Source organism: Pseudomonas sp. 20-5 (genome assembly GCF_056782835.1).
Genome location: NZ_CM165584.1, coordinates 4221211 through 4237222, shown reverse-complemented (window position 1 = coordinate 4237222; position 16012 = coordinate 4221211). Strand labels below are relative to the sequence as shown.

At 67.0% G+C, this 16012-nt stretch carries 11 protein-coding genes and 1 pseudogene; 5 read left to right on the top strand and 7 right to left on the bottom strand.

Annotated features, from left to right (window positions below):
• Positions 1–4 precede the first annotated feature (4 nt).
• Genes AC1RB9_RS19445 through AC1RB9_RS19435 form a run of 3 tightly spaced genes read left to right on the top strand, consistent with a single transcriptional unit; the run spans position 5 to position 3206 of the window.
• On the top strand, positions 5–913 hold the full coding sequence (locus tag AC1RB9_RS19445) for an efflux RND transporter periplasmic adaptor subunit (protein WP_003449167.1): 909 nt from the start codon (positions 5–7) through the stop codon (positions 911–913).
• Complete coding sequence (locus AC1RB9_RS19440) at positions 913–2952, top strand: FUSC family protein (RefSeq protein WP_019372009.1); 2040 nt, start codon at positions 913–915, stop codon at positions 2950–2952. The genes AC1RB9_RS19445 and AC1RB9_RS19440 overlap by 1 nt, the downstream gene beginning before the upstream one ends.
• Positions 2949–3206 carry a DUF2790 domain-containing protein gene (locus AC1RB9_RS19435; protein ID WP_003107483.1) on the top strand — a complete coding sequence of 86 codons (258 nt, stop codon included), beginning with the start codon at positions 2949–2951 and terminating at the stop codon, positions 3204–3206. Before AC1RB9_RS19440 ends, AC1RB9_RS19435 begins: the two co-directional genes overlap by 4 nt.
• Positions 3207–3227: 21 nt before the next feature.
• Here the strand turns inward: AC1RB9_RS19435 and AC1RB9_RS19430 are convergent, their stop codons facing one another.
• Entirely contained in the window at positions 3228–3731 is a 504-nt protein-coding gene (locus tag AC1RB9_RS19430) for a thioredoxin family protein (protein ID WP_003107482.1), read from the bottom strand.
• 191 nt (positions 3732–3922) lie between these two features.
• Between AC1RB9_RS19430 and AC1RB9_RS19425 the strand changes: the two genes are divergently transcribed.
• Complete coding sequence (locus tag AC1RB9_RS19425) at positions 3923–4705, top strand: AraC family transcriptional regulator (protein WP_003082522.1); 783 nt, start codon at positions 3923–3925, stop codon at positions 4703–4705.
• 2 nt (positions 4706–4707) lie between these two features.
• Here AC1RB9_RS19425 and AC1RB9_RS19420 read toward each other — a convergent pair whose 3' ends face one another.
• Genes AC1RB9_RS19420 through AC1RB9_RS19410 form a run of 3 tightly spaced genes read right to left on the bottom strand, consistent with a single transcriptional unit; the run spans position 4708 to position 8805 of the window.
• Positions 4708–6219 (bottom strand): MDR family MFS transporter, encoded by a 1512-nt coding sequence (locus AC1RB9_RS19420; protein WP_003082523.1) that lies wholly within the window; start codon positions 6217–6219, stop codon positions 4708–4710.
• Positions 6209–7360: an HlyD family secretion protein gene (locus AC1RB9_RS19415; RefSeq protein ID WP_003449298.1), complete on the bottom strand. Its 1152-nt coding sequence runs from the start codon at positions 7358–7360 to the stop codon at positions 6209–6211. The genes AC1RB9_RS19420 and AC1RB9_RS19415 overlap by 11 nt, the downstream gene beginning before the upstream one ends.
• Entirely contained in the window at positions 7357–8805 is a 1449-nt protein-coding gene (locus AC1RB9_RS19410; RefSeq protein WP_012614365.1) for an efflux transporter outer membrane subunit, read from the bottom strand. Before AC1RB9_RS19410 ends, AC1RB9_RS19415 begins: the two co-directional genes overlap by 4 nt.
• Positions 8806–9143: 338 nt before the next feature.
• Between AC1RB9_RS19410 and AC1RB9_RS19405 the strand changes: the two genes are divergently transcribed.
• Complete coding sequence (locus AC1RB9_RS19405) at positions 9144–10916, top strand: S8/S53 family peptidase (protein WP_003082530.1); 1773 nt, start codon at positions 9144–9146, stop codon at positions 10914–10916.
• A gap of 22 nt (positions 10917–10938) precedes the next feature.
• Here AC1RB9_RS19405 and AC1RB9_RS19400 read toward each other — a convergent pair whose 3' ends face one another.
• From AC1RB9_RS19400 to AC1RB9_RS19390, 3 genes and pseudogenes are all read right to left on the bottom strand, one after another.
• On the bottom strand, positions 10939–13515 hold the full coding sequence (locus AC1RB9_RS19400) for a PAS domain-containing protein (RefSeq protein WP_003449345.1): 2577 nt from the start codon (positions 13513–13515) through the stop codon (positions 10939–10941).
• A gap of 288 nt (positions 13516–13803) precedes the next feature.
• A pseudogene (locus AC1RB9_RS19395) lies at positions 13804–13899 on the bottom strand (glycoside hydrolase family 19 protein); the annotation flags it as partial.
• 55 nt (positions 13900–13954) lie between these two features.
• The gene (locus AC1RB9_RS19390) at positions 13955–15982 is read right to left on the bottom strand and encodes an acyltransferase family protein (RefSeq protein WP_014603156.1); all 2028 of its coding nucleotides are present in this window, start codon (positions 15980–15982) and stop codon (positions 13955–13957) included.
• Positions 15983–16012: the final 30 nt, after the last annotated feature.

Sequence of the window (16012 nt, the reverse complement as noted above, 5' to 3'; positions counted from 1 at the left end):
CCCCATGTCCATCGTTCGTCTTTCCAAGGTGGCTGCGACCTTCGCCTGCGGCCTGCTCGCCCTGTGCCTGGCGTTGCAGTTGTGGCAAGCCTACGTGCTGGCGCCCTGGACCCGCGACGGGCGGGTCAGCGCGCAGGTGATCCGCATCGCGCCGGAAGTCCCCGGCAGCGTCGAGGCGGTGTTCGTCGCAGATAACCAGCGGGTGGCCCGCGGCGATCCGCTGTACCGCATCGATCCGCGCAGCTATCGCCTGGCCGTGCGCCAGCGCGAGGCGGAGCTGGAGCAGGCGCGGGAAACCCTGCGCCAACGTGACGAGCAATGGCGCCGACGCATGCAGTTGGCCGGCGCGGTTTCGCGCGAGGAGGTCGCCAACGCCGGTCGCGCCTTGCGTATCGCCCGCGCCCGCGCCGAGGCCGCCGGGGCGGCGCTCGACCAGGCGCGGCTGGACCTGCGGCGCAGCGAGTTGCGCTCGCCGGTGGACGGCTATGTGACGCAGTTGCGCGTGCAGCCCGGCGATTACGCGGCGGCGGGCCGGACCAACATCTTCATCGTCGATCGGCGAAGCTTCTGGGTCACCGGCTATTTCGAGGAAACCAAGCTGCGCAATGTACAGGTCGGCGCGCCGGCGACGATCAAGCTGATGGGGTTCGATCCGCTGCTCGACGGCCATGTCGCGAGCATCGGTCGCGGTGTCGCCGACCTCAACGAAAGCCGTGCCGACAGCGGCCTGCCGCAGGTCAGCCCGAACTTCAGCTGGATACGCCTGGCGCAGCGCGTGCCGGTGCGCATCGAACTCGACCGGGTACCGGCGGGCGTGGTGCTTGCCGCTGGCATGACCGGCAGTGTCGAGGTGCTGCAGGCGGGGACCGCGCGGCACTGGCGGCTGACCCGCTGGTTGCAGGAGTACCTTTGATGGCGGCGTCGGCGTCCGGCGGGCGCGATTGGTACGCGGCGTTGCCGTTGCCCTGGCGGACCGACAGCCTGGACTACGTGCTGCGCAGCATCGGCGCTGCCGCTCTGGCGCTCGGCCTGGGGCTCTACCTGCAACTGGATTCGCCGTTTTCCGCGGCGTCCACTGTGCTGTTGCTGATCAATCCGGTGCAGGGAGCGGTGGTCGGCAAGGGCTGGTGGCGCGCCGTGGGTACCCTGGTCGGCACGCTCGCTGCCTTCGTCCTGACCGCGCTGTTCGCCCAGAAGATGCTGCTGTTCGTCGTCGCCCTGGGTTTCTGGCTGGGTCTCTGCGTCGGCGTCATGAGCCTGGTCCGGCACTTCTACGCCACCGCCGCGGTGGTCGCCGGCTACACCGTGTGCCTGGCGCTGGGATCGGCCATGGTCGAGCCCGAGGCGGCCTTCGAGCACATCGTCACCCGCGCCTCGGCGGTAATCGTCGGGGTCTGCTGCCTGAGCCTGGTGACCGTGCTCTTCAGCCGCAGGACCGTGTCCGGGCGGGTGCGCCAGCGTCTCGTCTCGCTCTGCGCGGCGACGCTGGCGCTGGTCGCTGCGCGGCATGCCGGTGCGGCTGACGGGGAACTGGAGCGCCGTCGCCGGACGCTGGCCGGCGAGGTCTACGCCGTAGACGACCTGCTGGGCGTCGGTCGCGCCGAGTCGCGGGCGCTGAGCGTTGCGCTCCCGGCGATCCGCGGTGGCCTGGCGGCGCTGTTTTCCACGCTGATGGAGTTCCGCTTCGCCGGCGAGACGCATTGGGCCCGGCGCTTGGCGGAGCGTGGACTGGCGCTGCCGATGGCCGACGACCTGTGCCTGCTGGGCGGCCAACTGGAGCGCGGCGAGCTCGACTTCGCCGGCGCCGCGCGACGGCTCGCGAGCTTGCGCGGTCGCCTGGCGGCGATTCGGCGCGGACTTCCGACAGACCAAGCGGATGCCTGTCGCGAAGGGCTGTTCATGGAGCGTCTCGACGAGCAACTGGATGACCTGCAGGCCGCCCTGCGGGGGTTCGCCCGGCTCGACGGCCGGGCCCGCGCCGACGTCCGCCCAGCGGCCTTCCATCGACATTACCGCGAGGCCTTGCGCAACGGCGCGCGAGCCTGGCTGGCGATGCTGGTCGGCGGCGCCCTGTGGTTCCTCAGCGGGTGGGACCAGGGGCCGACCCTGCTGGCGGTGCTCGGCCCCTACTGCACGCTGCTGGCAGCCTCGCCCTTTCCCGCCGAGGGCACGCGCAATTTCATTCGCGGCACGCTCTACGCGATACCTGCCGCATTGCTCTGCAAATTCCTTCTGCTACCGCTGATCAACGGCTTTCCATTGCTGCTGCTGTGCCTCGCCTTCTTCTGGTCGTTCGGTATCCAGGCCACCACAGTGCCCAGGCGGGCGTTGCAGGGAATCGCCTACCTGATCGCCTTCAACACCCTGGTCGCCACCGGCAATCTCGCCCGCTTCGATTTCGGCGACTTCGCCAACCAGTCCTGCGCCTGGGTGCTGGCGCTCTGCATCAGCCTGCTGGTCTACCGCCTGCTGCCGAAGGACCTGGAACGGCATTCGGCGTCGCTGCTCGACCATCTGCGCCGCGAGACCCTCGCCTTGCTGCGTCGTCGCGCCGGTTTCGACGCGCATGCCTGGCAGGCCCGCCAGCAGCATCGCATCGCCCAGTTGGGCGCGCTGCATGGCATGGAACATCCGCGCAGCGCGCTGGCCCTGCGCCTCGGCTTCGTATCCCTGCAACTCGGCCGCGAGTCGCGGCGCCTGTGGCGCGCCCTGGCCGGGCTCGACCCGGCCGCCGCGGAGGCGCGGTGGATCGAGCGCGCACTGCGAGCCATCGCCGTCCGCCATCGCGATCCGCCGCTCGCCGCGCGGCACGCACGCCGTGCCGGCGCCCGCCTGGCGGCCGCCGGCGAGTGGCGCCTGGCCGCGATCCTCACCGACCTCGCCTGGTTGCTCCGGGCCTATTCGCAAAGCGTCTCGTCCGACGGGGCGCAGCATGGAGAAAAGACCTCATGAAAACCTCGTTCTTGCTGGCCTTGCTGCTGTCCTGCTGGTCCCAGGTCCAGGCGGCGGACGACGACGGGAAAGAGTTGCCGCCGATCGAGCGCTACGACTACGGCATGCCGCTGGACATCGAGCGGGTGCTTTCCGTCACGCCGGTGCCGGCCACCTGTGGCGTGGTGCCGCTGGTGATGCTCTACCGCGACAGCGCCGGACGCCTACATCGCTTGCAGTACCGAGGCCTTGGCGCGGGCTGTTCGCGGCACTGAGAAGCGGGCGCAGGCGCTGTCTCAGCGCGCCGCGCCTTCGATGATCGCCAGGACGTCGCCGATGGCGTGCTCCAGGTAGTCGCCCGCCTTGTACGCCGCAAGCGCCTGCGGACCGCCGTCGAGCACCGCCTGCGGCCGTTCGACGAAGCGTCCGAGCAGGTTGAACTCCTCGTCCAGCACCAGTACCAGCGGAATCGCGATTCGCTCCAGCGCCAGGCGCTGGCGCAGGTCGTCCTCGGCGCGGCCCTTGGAAATGATCGCCAGCTCGATGTTCGGTTGCAGGCGCTGCGCGAAGTCCAGCGCGGCCAGGTTGATCTGGCAGTCCGGGCACCACATTTCCCCGGCGACCAGCAGGCGATAGCGCCGTTCGATGCGTTGCAGGCGTTCCGTCAGCGCGCTCGGCAGCCCGTTGCTTTCCAGCTTCTGCCGGAACCGCGCGACCGCGCCCTGTTCCGTGGCCAGGCCATGGCCGACGAAGGCGGCGAAGTCTTCTCCGATATCGAACAGTTCCGCGTAAGAGGCCATGCTGGTTTCGCTCCTGTGCTTGGGGAGGGATGGCGCGGCGGATACGCCAGGTAGTCGCGCCACGCCGGGGCGGCCAGGGTAGCGCGCTCGCCGCGTCGCGGCGAGCGCCGGCGTGCTTCGCCGGGACTGGTCGTTAGCATGGCGCGGCTGGTAAAAAGACAGAGCCCCCACTGCCCGCCAAGGCCCGCCCGATGCTGATCGACCTGCCTTCCACCCGTCCGGTCTTCGCCTATGCCCAGGATTATCTCCACGGCGAGCGCGTCGAGCTGCACCGGCATTCGCGCGCGCAATTGATCCATGCGCTCAGCGGGGTGGTCACGGTCGGCACTGCCGAGGGCACCTGGGTGGTGCCGCCGGGACGCGGTGTCTGGTTGCCGGCCGGTATCGAGCATGCCCTGCGTTTCGCCGGCCAGGTGCGCATGCGCACCTTGTTCATCGCCCCGCAGGCGCGCCACGACCTACCGCGGGACTGCCGGGTGGTGGACGTGCCGCCGTTGCTGCGGCAATTGATCGTCGCGGCGATGCGGATCGCCCCGGACTACCCGCCGGGCGGCCGCGACGAGCGGGTGATGGAGCTGATCCTCGATGAACTGCGGGTGCTGCCGATCCTCGCCCTGCACGTGCCACAGCCGGTCGATCCGCGACTGGCGGCGCTGTGCCGCAGCCTGCGCGCCGAGCCGGCCGCCGACTGGAGCCTGGGCGATGCCGCGCGTCGCCTGGGCGTCAGCCCGCGGACCCTGACCCGCGCCTTCCAGCGCGAAACCGGTCTCAGCTTCGTCCAGTGGCTGCGGCGCATGCGCCTGCTCGCCAGCCTCGATGCGCTGGCGGCAGGGCACTCGATCCTCGAGGTCGCACTGGACCTCGGCTACGACAGCCAGAGCGCCTTCAGCGCCATGTTTCGCCGGACCCTGGGCGTTTCGCCGAGCCTCTATTTCGGCCGCGGCGCCGCCTACGGGGTGGCCGAGGGCGACTGAGTTCAGTCCTTCTGGCGCAGCATCAGCGAGGCCAGGGCGCAGGCCAGGAGCGCCACGCAGGAAAGGTAGAAGGCGTCGGAGTAGGCCATCAGGTAGGCCTGCTGGCGCACCCCGTGGTCGAGCAGGGCCAGCGCCTGCTGCTGCTCCGGCAGTTGTATCCGCACCTGGCCACCGCCCAGGCGCTGCTGCAGGGCGCCGTCGAAGATCGTCAGGGTCTCGCCGATCCGCTCGGAGTGGAAGCGCTCGCGCAGCGAGACCAGTTGCGTCAGCAGCGCGGTGCCGATCGCGCCGCCGAGGTTGCGCAGCATCGAGATCAGCGCCGAGGCCGAGCCGGCCTGGGCCTTGTCCAGGCCCTTCACCGCCAGTACCGAGAGCGCGACCATGATCAGCGGCTGGCCGATGCCGCGCACGACGATGGAGGGGATGATCACGTTGCGTCCCGCGTCGGCGTTCAGGTGCGCGCCCATCCAGCAGCCCAGGGCCATGATCGCGAAGCCGCCGGCCACCAGCAGCTTGGGGTTCAGCCAGCGCATCAGGCGCGGCAGCAGCGGCGCCAGGAGCAGTTGCACGAGGCCGTAGAGGATCAGGCTGTCGCCGATCTGCCGGGCGTTGAAACCCTGCAACTGGGACAGGTAGTTGGGCACCAGGAACACCAAGCCGAAGGTCGCCGCGCCGAACACCGCCATCGCCAGGCTGGACACGCCGAAGTTGTAGCTGCCCAGCAGGCGCAGGTTGATGAACGGCCGCGCGCCCCACAGTTGGCGCTGTACGAAGAGCAGCAGGGCCAGCACGGCGAGGACGGCGAAGGTGCGGATGAAGCCGGACTCGAACCAGTCGCGGCGGCCACCTTCCTCCAGCACGATCTGCAGCGCGCCGAGGCCGGCGACCATCGCGCCGATGCCGAGCCAGTCGGCCTGGCGCAGGCGTTCGCGGTCGCCATCGCGGGGGCGGATCGACCAGGCCACCGCGGCCAGCAGGGCGATCCCCGGCAACAGTTGCAGGAGAAAGATCCAGCGCCAGGAATAGGCATCCGCCAGCCAGCCGCCGATCGACGGGCCGGCGGCCTGGGCCACACTGTTGGAAAGGCTGAACAGCGCCATGCCGAGGGGTATCCGGCTGGACGGCAGCTCGGTGAGGATCAGTTGCATCGACAGCGGGATCAGCACCGCCCCCGAAGCCCCCTGGATCACCCGGATCAGGATCAGCGTCGACAGGTTCGGCGCCAGCGCGCAGCTCAGCGAACTGAGCAGGAACACCAGCGAGCCTAGGAGCATCACCCGGCGCAAGGAGAACACTTCCACCAGCCAGGCGGTAAGCGGGATCATACTGATTTCCGCGACCAGATAGGCGGTGGAGATCCACGAGCCCTCCTCGAAGGTGGCTCCCAGCGCGCCTTCTATCTCCGGCAGCGCCGCGCTGGTGACGTGCACGTTCATGCCGGCCATGAAGCAGCCGAACAGGCCGCCGGTGACGGCGACCCAGGCACGCAGCGATACCTTGTCGTCAGCGCTCATCGGCGGAGGCTCCGTCCGGTTCGCGAGTGTCCACGGTGGCGATCACCGACATCCCCGGAAGCAGCCGGCCCCGCTCGGCGGCGTCGGCGTCCAGGCGGATACGCACCGGGAAGCGCTGGACGATCTTGGTGAAGTTGCCGGTGGCGTTGTCCGGCGGCAGCAGCGCGAATACCGCGCCGGAGGCCGGCGCCACGCTGTCGACGCGGCCGCGCCAGCGGCGGCCGAACGTGTCCACCTCCAGCTCTACCGGTTGCCCGGGGCGGATGCGTTCGAGCTGGGTCTCCTTGTAGTTGGCCACCACGTAGGCCTGCTCCAGCGGCACCACCGCCAGCAGCGGCAGCCCCGGCGTGACGTACTGGCGTAGGCGCACCTTGCGCTGGCCGACGCGGCCGGCGAATGGGGCGCGGATTTCGGTATCGTCCAGGGCGTGGCGCGCCAGTTCGCGCGCCGCCGCGGCTTCCTGCAGCTCCGCCTGGCGCTGGGCGAGCGCCGCCTCCGCCTCGCGTCGCCGGCTCTTCAGTACGTCCCTGGCGGCGCGCTGGCGGCCTTCCTCGGCGTTTGCCCGCCGCGCCGCCGCCCGCGCTCGCTGGTGCGCCGCGTCGGCGTTCTCCAGGCGCTGGCGACTGGTGGCATGCTCGTCGGCCAATTGCCGGTAGCGTCGCCAGTCGGTCTCGGCGCGGCGCCATTCGGCTCGCGCCGCTTCGCCATCGGCGCGGGCGCGGCTGATCGTCTGCGCCTGCTCCAGCAGTTGCCGATCGAGGGTCTCCAGCTTCGCGCGCTGGGCTTCCAGCGCCGCCTGCGCCGCCGCTTCGCGGGCCTCGGCGGCGCGCAGGCGCTGGCGGAAGTCGCGCGGGTCCAGGCGCAGCAGCAGGTCGCCGGCCTGGACGTCGGCATCGTCGGCCACCAGCACCTCGGCGACGTAGCCGGAGACCTGCGCGCTGACCGCCACCCAGTCGGCGCGTACATAGGCATCGTCGGTGCCCTCCAGGAAGCGTCCGCTGCTCCACCACCAGGCCAGCAGGGCGGCGAGCGCGATGGCGCCGGCGAGGCCGCCCAGCAGCCAGGTTCGGCGCCGGCGCGTGGCTGCTGGCATGGTTTCGCCAGTGGTGTGTTCGATGGGTTCCCTGATTGCCTGGTTCATTGTCCGTTTTCCTGATGGGAGGGGCTGGGAGCGGCTTGCCAGCCGCCGCCGAGAGCCCGGAACAGTTCGACCTGGCGCTCGGCGACGCGCATCTCGGCGTCGACCAGGCGCGCCCGGTCGGCGACCAGGCTGCGTTGGCTGTCGAGCAGCTCGAGGGCATCGAGGGCGCCGGCGCGATAGTTGCTGCGCGCCAACCGGTAGGCGTGGCGCTGCTCGTCGAGGGCACGCTGGAGGTCGGCACGCCGCTGGCGCTCGCCGGCATACAGCGCCAGGGCACGCTCGACCTCGCGCAGGGCGCCGAGCACCGCTCCGTCGAAGCGCGCCAGGGCGGCGTCGCGCTCTGCCGCTGCGCTGTCCAGGCGGCCTCGCGCGCTTTCCCGGTTGGGGAAGCGCCAGCTCAGCAGCGGGCCGGCCGCGTAGGCCAGCGCGCCGCTGCCGCCGAGGCCGGCGAGGGTCACTGCGGAGGTCTCGGCGCCGACGGCGAAGCTGATGCGCGGGTACAGCTCGGCTTCGGCCAGCGCGCGCCGGGCGTCGGCGGCGGCGAGCCGGCGCTCGGCCGCGCGGACGTCCGGGCGGCGCGCCAGCAGGCTCCAGCCGTCGCCGGTGGGCAGGGCACGGCGCAGTTGCGGTATGCCGGCGCAGGTCGCGGCAGGAGCGTCCAACTGGCGCGGCGAGCGCCCGCTGAGCAGCGCCAGTTCGTAGAGTGCCGCGCGCCGCCGCGCCTCGAGCATCGGCAGCGCGGCGCGGGTCCGCTCGCGCAAGGCCAGCAGCCGGCGTCGCTGCAGCTCGCTGGAAAGGCCGGCGGCGAGCTGGCGTTCGCTCAGCGCCAGGCTCGCGTCGAGCAGGCCGACCGATCGGCGTTGTACCTCTGCCCGTCGCGCCAGGGCGCAGGCGCGGACGTAGGCGAGGGTGGTCTGGCTGGCCACGCTGACCCTGAGCAGGTCGCGCGCCGCTTGCGCCGCTTCGGCATCCGCCTTCGCCGCGGCGATGCGGGCGCGGACTTCGCCCCACAGGTCCAACTGGTAGGACAGGTCGAGGCGGGCGGTGTGTTTCCACTGGCTGTGCAGGTCCTCGTCGGTGGCTTCGGCGAGGGTCTGGTCGTCGCCGTCGCGCCCATACTGGTAGCCATAGCCGACCTCGGTCCGTGGCCAGCGTTCGCCCTGTGCGCCGCGCAGATGGCCGAGGAGCGCGCGGGCATGGGCATCGGCTGCGGCCAGGTCGCGGTTGTGGCGCAGCGCGGCGGCCACCAGGTGGTTCAGCCCAGGGTCCTGGTAGAGCGTCCACCACTGGGCGGGCAGCGCGTCGCCGCGGGTTCCCGCCACCCTCGACAGGCCAGGGTCGAGGCTTTCCGCGCGTGGCGCGGGTTGGTTGCGGTTCGCGCAGCCCAGCGCGGTGGAGATCCCCAGCGCCAGCGCCACGCAACGCAGATGACTGGCAAGCGGCATTGCCCTGCTCCCGTGTCTGAAAGAGCGGGGAACGGTAAGGCAGGCGCAGGCGGCCTGCGCCGGCAAAAGCGCCAGTCATCGTCGCGAAATGGACAGTCGGCGGATTTTTCAGCGTTGCCGCATCAGGTACGGGCCGCAGCCCGGCCGGGATGGCCAGCAGGGAGATGCGGTGGATCTGCCGGGAGCAGCGGTTCACCCCGCCTTCGACGAGGCGCAGGCGCTGGAACAACTGGTGGGCTAGCCTGCGCCTTGGCGTGGCCGGGGGCCCGCCTTCAACCTGAACGAAGCGTTTCGCCAGGTGGTCGGAACAACAGGTCCCCGTTCCGGAAGCCGAGTCCATGCCGCTGCGCCGTGCCGTTTTCGCCATCCTTTTCGCGTCCCTGGGCAGTCCTTTGGTCGCCGCCGAAACACCCCTGCGCCTGGAGCGCCTGGAGCGCTGCGGCGATCTCCTGGCCAGCGAGCGGCAGGAGTGGTGCCTGCGCGTGCGCGGCCTGGGCTCCGGCCTGCCGCGCCTGTTGCTGGACGGCCGCGAACTGCCGGCCACCGCCCTGCGGCGCGAGGGCGACGGCCTGCGGCTCCGCCTGGACCGCCGTGGCCACGCCAGCGGTCCGCTTTGGCTGGAGCAGGGCGGGCGCAGCAGCAATCCGGTATGGCTGACCCTGAACGGCAGCCATGTGCTCGCCGCCGGTCCCGACGAGGTGGCGAAGAACATGGATGGCCTGACCACCTACGTCGACCTGGTCAGCCTGTTGATCGAGGAGAACCACGACGGTCGCCGGGAGGCCGAACGCCTGGCCGATAAATATGGCGCGCGGGTGGTCGGCGCGATCCCGCCGTTGAACCTCTACCAGTTGCGCCTGCCGGCGCGCGACCTCGTCCAGCGCGACGCGCTGGTCCTCCGCATCGGCAGCGAGACCAGCGTGGACGCCGTGGTGGTGGAGGAGTCCGCGCCGGAGAAGGGCGAGGAAACCGAGGCGGCGCGCCGGCCCGTGGACAAGCCGGACAGCGACTCCGACGAGTGGGCGGCCAATCGTTTCATGGACGCGGTGAACTATTACCAGCGTCGGGTCCGCGCCCGCCAGGCGCCGCTGGAGACCCGCCCGGTGCGCATCGGGGTGATCGAGCGCGACGTCGACTTCGACGCTCCCGACTTCGCCGACTACCTCGGCCCCTGCAAGGCGCCCGCACCGCGTACCTGCCTTTACGCGCGCGATGCCGAACGTCCCGACAACCACGGTTCGACGGTCGCCGGCATCCTCGCCGCGCGCTGGGACCAGGGCGGCAACAGTGGTTTCCTGCGTGGGCTGGACCGCGCCAGCCAGGGTTTCGAAGTGATCGTCGAGCGCAATTCGGATGCTGGCATCACGGCCAACGTCGCCGCCTCGGTGAACCTGGTGGAGGATGGCGTGCGGGTGCTCAACTGGAGCTGGGGCATCCACCGCGTCGGCGCTCGCGACGTCGATGGCGACGAGGTGGATTCGCTGGTGCGCTCGGGGATCGCCATGAGCGGCTACGAGGAGTTGCTCGAGGAGTTCTTCCTCTGGCTGCGCAAGGAGCATCCGGACGTGCTGGTGGTCAACTCCGCCGGCAACGGCTCGTCCTACTCCGGTACCGACGAATACCGCCTGCCGTCCTCCTTCGTTACCGAGCAGTTGCTGGTGGTGGGCGGCCACCAGCGCAGCGAGCGCCAAGGCCTGGCGGTGGACGACCCGGCCTACGCGGTCAAGCGCAGCACCTCGAACGTCGACATGCGGGTGGATGTCACCGCCGCCGCCTGTACCCATGCCTCGACCCTGGAGCGGGACGCGCGGGGCGAGGTGCACTGCGGCACCTCCTATGCCACGCCGATGGTCGCCGGCACGGTCGCCGCCATGCTTTCCCTCAACCCGCGGCTGCGACCCGAGGAGATCCGCATGCTGCTCCGGCGCAGCGCCATGACCATCGGCGGCGACTACGATTTCGAGCCGGCCGATGCCGAGGACCTCACCGCACCGATCCTGCCCTCGGAGCGCGGCTACCGCCTGGACCACCGCGACGTCGGCCGCTCGGCGCGGCTGGACATGCAGAAAGCCCTGGACCTGGCGGTGAAGAGCCGCGAGCGCGTGCGCTGAGGCGTTCCGCCGGCCCGGGGCCTCACGGCGAGGCTTCCAGCAGCCGGGCGAGGCGTTCGGCGAGTTCGTTGTGGCGGAACGGCTTGGTCAACACCTCGAAGCCGTTGAGTTGCTCGGGCCTCAGGTTGGCGTAGCCGGTGATGACCAGCACCGGCAATTGCGGGAAGTGCTGGCGCAGTTCCTCGGCAAGCTGCACGCCGGTCTTGTCGGCCATGAGATGGTCGGTGACCAGCAGGTCGGGCGCCAGGCCGCGCTCGACCTCGCCCAGGGCTTCCTCCGCCGACGCCGCCTCGCTGACCTGGTAGCCGAGATCGCCGAGCAGCAGCGCGGTGGTGTAGCGCACCATCCTGTCGTCGTCGACCAGCAGCACGTGGGTCGGCCGCGACGCCTCCGGTGCGTCCGGGCAGCTTTCTGCGGTGGATTGCGTCTGCTCCGCGGTGATCGGCAGCCAGATGCTCACCCGGGTCCCCTTGCCGATCTCCGAGTGGATGCCCAGGCCGCCGCCGGACTGGGCGACCAGGCCCTGGACCATCGACAGGCCGAGGCCGGTGCCCTTGCCCACGCCCTTGGTGGAAAAGAACGGCTCCATGCAGCGGGCCAGCACCTCGGCGGGCATGCCTCCGCCGTTGTCGGCGACTTCCAGGCACACGTAGCGGCCGGCGCCGAGACCGTCCACCGCGCCGTCGATCACCAGGTCGGTCCGCGCGCCTATTTCCAGGCGGCCGCCTTCGCCCATGGCGTCGCGGGCGTTCACCGCGAGGTTGAGGATGGCCAGTTCGAACTGGTGCGGATCCACCACCACCGCAGGCAGGCGTTCCGGGATCTCGATGCGGACCTCGATGGTCGGGCCGAGCGAGCGCTCGATCAGGTCGTGCATGCCTTCGACCAGCTCGCGCAGGGCCACCGCCTGCGGCTTGAGGGTTTGCCGGCGGGCGAAGGTGAGCAGGCGACCGACGAGGTTCCGCGCCCGTTCGGCGGACTGTAGCGCGCCGTCGATGAGGTCGGTGGAGCGGGCGTCGTCGAGCCGCCGGCGGATCAGTTCCAGCGAGGCCATGATCGGCGTCAGCAGGTTGTTGAAGTCATGGGCGATGCCGCCGGTCAACTGGCCGACCATCTCCATCTTGCGTGCCTCGTGAAGCTGCGCCAGGGCGCTTTCGCGCTGGGCGAGCATGGTCGCGACACGTTCTTCCAGGCTTTCGTTGAGTTCGCGCAGCTCGTTCTCGGCGCGTACCCGCGCGCTGATGTCCATGCACACGCAGAGCAGGCCGCTGGCGGCATGCTGCTCGTCCACCAGCGGCGTGACCTGGTTCTGCACCCACACCGTATCGCCGTCGGGGCGAACGTAGCGGCCGCTCATCTCGAACGCCGCGCCGGTCGCTCCGCCTGGCGCCGCGGGGAGGGCGAAGTCGGCGGGGTCGAGGATGTCCTGCATGCGCAGGCCGAGCAGGGTCTCGCGCGAACGGCCGGCGATCTCGCAGTAGCGATCGTTGACCCGGGTGAAGCGCCAGTTCCGGTCGCATACCGCGATGCCCGCGCTGGCCTGGTCGAACATCGCCGCCAGTTGCGCGGAACTGGTGCGCAGCGCCAGCTCCGCGCGGGCATGGGTGAGCGAGGTCCAGGCCAGCTTGGCGGCTTCCTCCGCCAGGCGGCGCGAATCTTCGCCGAGGGCCTGCGGATGGGCGAAGTGGATCGCCAGCAGCGCCTCCAGCCGGCCGTGGCGCAGCACCGGGACGTGCAGCGTGGCGCCCAGCCCCAGGCGCGCGCGGCTCGCCGCCTCGTCGAGACTCATGCCGCGCTCCCCGGCGAGGTCTTCCCGCGCCACGCTGCGTCCGGCATGCAGTTCGCCGGACAGGGTGGCGCCGAACGCCAGGTAGCGATGCCGACCGACCGCCGAGCGGCCGTCGTGGAGATAGTCGCGATGGACCTGGAAGGTCATGCCGTCGCCGTTGTCCTCGCCGAAGAATATCCGCGACGCGCCCAGCTCCTCGCCGAGCCGGCGCAGGGCGGTGGCTTCGATCTCCAGGGGATCGGCCAGGGACGGCAGGGTCTGGCCCAGTTCCAGGAGGAACGCCTGGCGGCGTTCGAAACGCACCCGCTCGGTGGTCTCGGTGACGATGCACAGCACGCCGCCGACGGAACCGTCGGTTTCCCGCACCGCCGAATAGGACACGTCGAAATAGACCGTCTCGCCGCGTCCATGGCGTTCGATGTAGAAGGGCCGATCCTTTGCCGCGAAGGTTTCACCGGTCTCGTACACCCCGCGCAGCAGCGGTTCGAGGTCATCCCACAGCTCCCGCCAGTTCTCTATCGCCGGCCGGCCGAGGGCGCGCGGATGCTTGTCGCCGATGCTCGGCGCGTAGGCATCGTTGTACAGGGCGACGAATTCCGCGCCCCAGAACAGCACGATCTGCGCCTTGGCCGGCAGCAGCGTGGCCATCGTCGTCTTCAGGCTCGCCGACCAGGCGTCCGGCGGGCCGAGGGGCGAACTGGCCGCGTCGAGGCTGAGCAACAGTTTCCCGACCGCTCCTCCGTTGGCCAGGAAGGTCGGTGGATGGTCGAGGGGGTTCGGGTCCGGTTCGATGGTGAAAGGCTGTGCCATGTCTGCGGAGTCTTGCTCGGTTCCGGTTGAGGTGGTGGGTCGTATGGAATATAGGAGGGCGGTGGGTGCGCTTGCGTTCAATCAGCTTGGGGGACCGCGGGATCCCGATGCGGGTAGGTTTCGAATGGTCCCGAGGGAGCTGCCGGATTAGGCTGTGGGATGAGTACGGCCCTCATTTCCAGGAGCGGCGCGAGGGCCGCTTGGCCCGGTAGAATTTTGCTGTTGTTTTTCTTTTTTTAAAACAATGGGATACGGTAAGGGTGTTCCCCACGGGTGTGGGGATGAACCGCGCGTCATCCCGCGGTTCAGCGCACCAACAAAAACGCCGGCTCGAGGGCCGGCGTTCGGGAGGACATGCAGCAACTGCTGCTCAGTGATGGGCATGTTTTCTCCGGACAAAAAAAGCCGCGCATAGCGCGGCTTATTGGTAGCCTTTTCCCTAATTATTTGTTGATACTGACCTGGGCTTAGTTACCAGGCGCAGGAACAGGTCCTTATTCGCATAAATCACGTACTCTGAGCCAGCCTTTGAAAGGTGGTGACTATCACTATATAGAATTCTCTCTTTATTAACGGATTTACAGAACCCCCCATCACAAAGTGAACGCTGAGGATCAACAAAATAAACCCCACTCTCTTCAGATAGCAGAGAAAGCGACCTATTCAGCTTAGCTGAAGGAACGTCAGAGTATGGAATTCCAATACGTTTCAAACAATCTCCTCGTCCGATGGACGGCCTGCTATAGCAACCAGCAATATCTGGCGAGCCAGCGCCAGGAACATTCCCTATTACAACCAGTTCGTGGCTCCCAATAAGAGACTTTAACTCCAGAATTTTTCCATTCAAAAACTGATAGGCTGAGTCCTGATCAATTGGCTTCTTCTCACCCAATCGCGCGGCATATTTTATCTGCTCATGCCAGAACTCAGAAATAACCAGAACAGAATTCGGATTCTTTTTAAGAACTGAAATCGCCTGATCTAAAGCGGCAGGGCAAGTTGAGTCCCAATCTGTTCCGGGAGTAAGTCGCGTGACGCCGGGAAGCATTATACAACTAACCGTACTAATATAAATGCTGAGTTTATTTGGCTTTCCAATAGCATGATCGAATCCATAGGCATACTGTCGTGCGTGACTATCTCCCATAACGACGATATCTGCCAGTCCATCAGCACCGCCAACTATCCATCCATAACGCTCGGGATATCCATTTCCACCGTATTGGTCTACATGAAATTGCTTCGAGTCTGCCAACTGACGCTTTATCCCTTCAGGCGGTTCTGCTACGCGCCATACCCAACCAGAACTTCCCCATGCCGTCGAGGCAGGAACTACGAGAAGGCAGGCAAGCATCAAGCATGTCAGATTGAAACCATTACTAGTAAGTGACTTCTCGTTAGGTCGACGAAGTGGAGTTTCAACCGTTTTATACAGTGCATATCCAAGAACAAGCGAGAGAAATACTATTACGAATTTTTCATAAACAGACGCTTCCCCGGAGAAATAATACTTATAGAAAACAATTATCGGCCAATGAACAAGATAGACCGAATAGCTTATCATGCCCAAGAAAACAAACGGCTTCGTAGAAAGCGTATATCTCGAAACGGGCGAACTTGAGGAAAACACTATAAGAGCCGCACCAATGCATGGAAGTAGTGCGTTATAGGTTGGAAACGGAGTTAAAGAATCAAACTTAAAGATCGAATAGACAACCAATGCCAGTCCAGCAGCAAAGGCAACATTATGAAATGCATTCGACTTAATCTGAGGAATAAAAACAAGGATCGCGCCTATCGCGAATTCAAACACTCGAAATGGTGTCAGATAGAAAACTGTAGAGGCGCCATCTGCAAACCACTTGGCAACTGTTGGCCCAGCCCAAGCTACGGCCGAGCTATAACCATCTATGAAGGAAAAATTTGCGAGAAGGCTCAACACACCGCCGACAACAAGAAACGATACTATTCCTTTCGCACCAAATCTCTTTCCAAAAAAAACAAGGACAACAGGCCAAAACATGTAAAACTGCTCTTCTACACTAAGAGACCACGTATGTAAAAGCGGCTTAAAGCCTGAGGATGTATTGAAGTAACCGCTTTCACTCCAAAAATAGAAGTTTGAAAGGGAAAATAGCGAGTAAACAACCTCCCCCCCAAATCGCTTAAGATGTTCAGAACTGAATAAAAACAGAGATACAAAGAAACTACAGAAAACTACCACAAAAAGAGCGGGAAAGAGCCTGCGCACCCGACGGGAGTAGAATCTATGATAGTCGAAACACCCACTTGACGACACTTCTGAATAGATGAGTCTCGTAATCAGAAATCCACTGATGACGAAAAACACATCTACTCCGACATAGCCTCCCGCCAGAGAGCTAAATCCCGCATGAAAGAGCAGAACGCTCATCACCGCGACAGCCCTCAGGCCGTCGACACCAGGCATGTACTTCATTGCTGACATTGAAGCGTCTCCGCCGCCATCCAAGGACAA